Origin of the sequence: Williamwhitmania sp. (assembly GCA_035529935.1) — a bacterium.
GTDB lineage: Bacteria > Bacteroidota > Bacteroidia > Bacteroidales > Williamwhitmaniaceae > Williamwhitmania.
The window spans coordinates 1-5,204 of sequence record DATKVT010000137.1 but is presented as its reverse complement, the minus strand read 5'-3'; the positions used below and the strand labels follow the sequence as shown (position 1 = coordinate 5,204).

The following is a 5,204-nucleotide window of genomic DNA, read 5'->3' as shown; positions in this document are numbered from 1 at the left end:
AAAGGCACATCCGAACCTGTTCGTGCACTGGCGCTATGGTTTTAACCAATAGTTGGAATGACAAGAGCCGTATGAATCGAGAGGTTCACGTACGGTTCCGTGAGAGGTTTGTGCTGTAAAGCACTTACCTACTCGACCAACAAATTAGGCGATGGCGCTGCTGTCCTCGTCCGTGCCAACCTATCAGTGCAACACAGAGAAAACCTGGACTAGGCACACAGGCGGTCATTACCACAGCCAACCCAAAGCAAAAGGCAGTAGCATGGACCTGTGGCCCATACACCGCTCACCCACCCAACACCCCGCTCGCGCTAACCAGCAAAAGCTACCCCGTTTTCTCTAAATACTTCCATCAGCCATGAATGGCGCTGATCTTTATGACGTAAATCTTTATGGTTGATGCTGAAAAGCATACCCCTTCTGCTAAACTGAATATATTATGAATTACCTTTGGCAGTTACAACCCATATGTAACAACAAAAGTTATGGAAACTGAAGCAATAAAGATAGCTTGGTGCGAGAAGAAGGGGCATAAATGCCTTGTATTCTCCTTCGACGGATTTTTTACTGAAGAGCAGGCTGCTCAAGCGAAGAAACGGTGGGTTGAGGAGTTCGCCACACAATTACAACCAAACGAAAAGGTTCCTATCATCTTCAGCTGCCTAAAAATGACAGGATACGATACAAATGCTCGGTTAATTTGGCAAAACAGTATCGGTGAACTTAAGGCGCAAATTAGTACCATATGGGTTGTAAGCAACAACTCCTTGTTTACTATTGCAGCAAAAACTATGGGCTTCATCTCCAAGTTTACAATTAAAACGGCAAAGTCGGAAGATGAGATTTATCTCTAGCTAATCTTGGAACTCCCATTATGCGCGGATATGCTCTTTCGATAAAAGAAAGCAGCGTGTCCGCGTAACTATTTCATCATATCTCCGGGCAAGCAAGGCGCACTCTTCGCCCTGCCGCAGCGAACAAACGGTTTACCTTTACGATTGATTAATAATGACGAGCAAGAAAATTTCGTTAATTTTGTCTTTATGGGATCGAGAGAAATTGATATCGAAAAGTTAACCAAGTATTGGATTGAAACCTCAGATGATGATTTTGAGACAATGATGGCTATGTTTGAAACCAAACGATTTACCTAGTCGTTGTTTGTCGGACATCTTATGATTGAGAAGCTTCTGAAAGCATATTACGTGAAATCCAAACAGGACTTTCCCCCATTTATTCACAACCTTTTCAGATTAGCTGAATTGGCTGAAATTGAAATGACTGAAGAGCAAAAGGTGTTTTTTGTGACAGTTACTGCCTTCAATATTAATGCACGATACGACGACTACAAATTGAGTTTTCAAAAAATGTGCACCCTTGAATACACTACGCAATGGATTAATGAACTAAAAACTCAACGGTTATGGATAAGAGAGCTACTACTTCAATAAACCAGTATATTTCATTAATCAAAAAGAATCACAAAGGGGTTACAAGAGCTATTCTTTTTGGTTCTTATGCCAAGAATAGTGAGAGGTCGGATAGCGATATTGACATAGCGTTAGTTTTCGACAAGCTCAATGATAGTGATAAGTTTGATTTACAGGTTCAGCTAATGTTGCTTGCATCCCAAATCGACTCACGAATAGAACCACACCCCATATCCAAAGACGATTTTGATTCTAATAGCCCATTTATTATTGAGATAAAAAGGACAGGCATTGAGATAGCATGATGCTAAATTACTTAGCCCAATAGCCCACTCACCCAGTACAGCACTTGTGCCAAACCGCCTTAAGGGCAGTCACGTTTTGCCATCCTGCCGCACCGAACAAACTGCCTTCCTTTACGTTTGATATCTGTCCTTCTCATTTTGTAGTTAGCGGTTAGCTACGGCGTGCTGCCAGCTCCATTGCACCTGCAAAATGTGCGAACAAACAGCGTATATATTGCCATTTCAACATAAAATATAACCATCATGTCCAAGCTCTTCACCCCCCTCACCATTAAGGAGGTAACCCTCCGAAACCGAATTGCCGTTTCGCCCATGTGCATGTACTCCACCACAGATGGCTTTGCCAACGATTGGCACCTGGTGCACCTGGGTAGCCGCGCCACTGGAGGGGCGGGACTTGTTATAGCGGAAGCCACGGCGGTGTCGGCCGAGGGGCGCATCTCACCCAACGATTTGGGCATATACAAGCAGGAGCACGTCGGAATGCTGCAGCGCATTACAGCGTTTATCCATCAGCAGGGCTCGGTGGCGGGTATTCAGCTGGCGCACGCCGGCCGTAAGGCCAGCTGCGCTCGTCCGTGGGAGGGCGGAAAGCAGCTCAACGGTGAGGCGGGCGGTTGGGCTACGGTGGCTCCCTCAGCAATTCCGTTTTTCCCGGAGGATGGGCTGCCGCAAGCTCTTACCCTTGAAGGCATTCAGAAGGTTGTTTCCGATTTTAGGACGGCGGCCATGCGCGCGCTCAAGGCTGGGTTTAAGGTGGTTGAACTACACGCTGCCCACGGTTACCTCGTTCACCAGTTTCTGTCGCCGCTGAGCAACCACCGCACCGATGGCTATGGCGGCAGCTTCGAAAACCGAATACGGTTGCTTTTGGAGATTGTGGAGGCAGTAAAGGAGGTGTGGCCCCAAACGCTTCCCCTGTTTGTTCGCATCTCCGCCACCGATTGGGCCGAGGGTGGTTGGGATGTTGATGAGGCGGTAAAGCTCTCTGCAATTCTTAAGCAGCATGGGGTGGACCTCATCGATACCTCCTCGGGAGGAATGGTGGCCCATGCAAAAATTCCGCTAGGCCCGAGCTACCAGGTTCCCTTTGCCGAGCGCATTAAAAGGGAGTCGGGCATTATGACCGGAGCCGTTGGCCTCATTACCGAGGCGCAGCAGGCCGAGGATATACTGCAAAAGGGGCAGGCCGACCTTATCCTCATAGCACGGCAATCGCTACGCGACCCCAACTTCCCACTGCATGCCGCCAAGCAGCTGGGCGACGATGTGGAGTGGCCGGTTCAGTATGTGAGGGGGAAGTAGTGGAGATAGGCTGTAGGAGTTTAGGTATTTAGACTGTAGGTGTATAGGCTGTAGGGGGAGAAGTTCCTAATTTGGCTACGCCGAACTCGCAAGCTCGGTTCTAATTTCTATTTTCTAATTTCCAGTTTCTAGTTTCTATTTTCTAATTTGGCTATGCTGACTTGTCCGGCCATTGACGGAGTTCTCTTCGGTCGGTTCTAGTTTCTAATTTCTAGTTTCTAATTTCTAGTTTCTAGTTTCTAGTTTCTAGTTTTAGTTTCTAGTTTCTAATTTCTAGTTTCTAACTTCACAACTTCACAACTCACAACTCACAACTCAAAATAGGCTCTGGCCGTGTATTGACGCAAAACAAAAGCTATCTTGCGGCGCAATTTTAAGAAGTTTGGAATGAAGTATTTTTTGCTGGTACTCACTACAGTTATTTGGGGCTCAACTTTTTTCATAATAAAGGATACCGTTGCAACGGTTAATGAGTATTACCTTGTCTTTCTCCGCACGTTTATTGCCGCTGTTTCCATGCTTACATTTGCCTACTTCAAGGACAAAAAGGCACTCCTAAACCGAACAAATCTGCTTCGAGGAATGGTGCTGGGTGTTCTGCTGGCCACAACCTACATTTCACAAACCATTGGACTAAAATACACCAGCAGCGGGCACAGCGCATTTATAACGGGTGCGGGAGTGGTTATTATTCCAATCCTGCTGTTCGTTTTTTTTAAGAGGAAGTTGAAGTTCATGGAGATCATCATTCTGCTGGTTGTCTTTTTGGGATTATACCTGCTTGCCTACGATAGCCAAACGGCCCTGAACATAGGCGATTTAATTACCCTTATTACGTCATTCTCGCTGGCATGGCACCTTATTCTAGCCGGGCGATACGTTCAGAAAACCGAGGTGTTCTCGCTCATTGGGTATCAATTCCTATTTGCTGCTATTTTGAGTTTCGTGCTATACGTCTCTACCCAGCCCGTTTCGTTTGCGCTTTCGGGTGGCGAAACTATTACAATGCTCTATCTCGGATTTATAGGAACGCTTTTTTGTTACTTCGTTTCGGTATGGGCACAAAAAAAGGTGGACACCGTTACGGTGGCGCTGATATTTACGCTTGAACCGGTTTTTGCTGCGCTCTTTGCGTGGATTTTTGCTTCCGAGCTGTTAAGCTGGAGAGAAATTTCTGGTGGGCTTGTCATTCTTGGTGGAATTGTCGCCTTTCAACTCATCTCAAACCGAAATAAAAGTTTGAGTAGGGTGGCGAAGTTAAAGATAGCCGATTAGCCAGCTATTCCATTCTAAATCAAGTTGGTTTCAGTTCAGAAGCCAAACTTTAGTTAGCCTGTCGATACGAACATGGATTACGACACAGCTATTCTTTATGAGACCAGCGTCCAATTCCCAGCATTACACCTACTTTTTCAACTTGCCATTTATCACCTTTTCTGCCACAAGCTGCAGCAAAAGTCGTTGTGCATGTCGGTGTAGTTCGATATAATTTGGAATCCGGAATTGGTGGAGAGCGACTCTATCTTATCCAACGTGTATTTCCTCGATATTTCGGTGTGTATGGGCTCCCAAGCACCAAAATGGATATCTACATTGGCCGATTTAATGGTAACCAGCTGCACTTGCTTGCTCAGCAGGTAGCTTTCGGCTTGCTGTAAAATTGGGTTGTAGACGGGAAAATGAAGAAAGTTGTCGATATCGAAATTGGCATCAAGCTCACGGTTAATTCTTGTAAGCAGGTTATAGTTGAATTGGGCGGTGTATCCACTGGCATCGTTGTAGGCCGCCAGAATTCGAGAAGGTTCCTTAACCAGATCGACACCGAGTAGAAAGAAGTCTCCCGGTTTAAGAAGTGCTGAAAAATTTCTCAGGATGTTAATGGAGGCCTCACCGTCGTAATTGCCTAGGCTAGAGCCAAGAAATAGCATCAACCGGGGCAATCCATCGTCGGGTATCTTTTCAGATAGCTCAGCATAATCGCCAATTATTGGCTCGCATTCCAGCTGAGGGTATGTTTTCAGCATAGAGGTGCAGAGTATATCGAGCACGTTGGCCGAGATATCTATTGGGTTGTAGGTGCATTCATAGCCCTTGGCCATTAAGGCATGAACGAGTAAACGAGTTTTAAAACCATCTCCTGCACCAGGTTCAATAAGCCGGATTC

5 protein-coding genes are annotated in these 5,204 nt (G+C 46.0%); 4 read left to right on the top strand and 1 reads right to left on the bottom strand.

All coding sequences use genetic code 11. The features are described from left to right. The first annotated feature begins 485 nt into the window (after positions 1–485). The 4 genes from VMW01_10515 to VMW01_10500 all read left to right on the top strand — a co-directional run bounded on the left by VMW01_10515 (position 486) and on the right by VMW01_10500 (position 4,315). Positions 486–854: a hypothetical protein gene (locus VMW01_10515; protein HUW06682.1), complete on the top strand. Its 369-nt coding sequence runs from the start codon at positions 486–488 to the stop codon at positions 852–854. Positions 855–1,423: 569 nt separating this feature from the next. Then, a complete protein-coding gene (locus VMW01_10510; GenBank protein ID HUW06681.1) occupies positions 1,424–1,735 on the top strand; it encodes a nucleotidyltransferase domain-containing protein in 312 nt (103 codons plus the stop codon). A 243-nt stretch (positions 1,736–1,978) separates the two neighbouring features. Beyond that, entirely contained in the window at positions 1,979–3,040 is a 1,062-nt protein-coding gene (gene namA, locus VMW01_10505; GenBank protein ID HUW06680.1) for an NADPH dehydrogenase NamA, read from the top strand. A gap of 387 nt (positions 3,041–3,427) precedes the next feature. After that, positions 3,428–4,315 (top strand): DMT family transporter, encoded by an 888-nt coding sequence (locus VMW01_10500; GenBank protein ID HUW06679.1) that lies wholly within the window; start codon positions 3,428–3,430, stop codon positions 4,313–4,315. 152 nt (positions 4,316–4,467) lie between these two features. Here VMW01_10500 and VMW01_10495 read toward each other — a convergent pair. Then, positions 4,468–5,204 (bottom strand): L-histidine N(alpha)-methyltransferase (locus tag VMW01_10495; GenBank protein ID HUW06678.1); only part of this gene is annotated, 737 nt, incomplete at its 5' end.

Coding starts and splice junctions, on each gene's coding strand:
- VMW01_10515 (HUW06682.1), top strand. CDS start 486: ATGGAAACTGAAGCAATAAAGATAGCTTGGTGCGAGAAGAAGGGGCAT.
- VMW01_10510 (HUW06681.1), top strand. CDS start 1,424: ATGGATAAGAGAGCTACTACTTCAATAAACCAGTATATTTCATTAATC.
- namA (HUW06680.1), top strand. CDS start 1,979: ATGTCCAAGCTCTTCACCCCCCTCACCATTAAGGAGGTAACCCTCCGA.
- VMW01_10500 (HUW06679.1), top strand. CDS start 3,428: ATGAAGTATTTTTTGCTGGTACTCACTACAGTTATTTGGGGCTCAACT.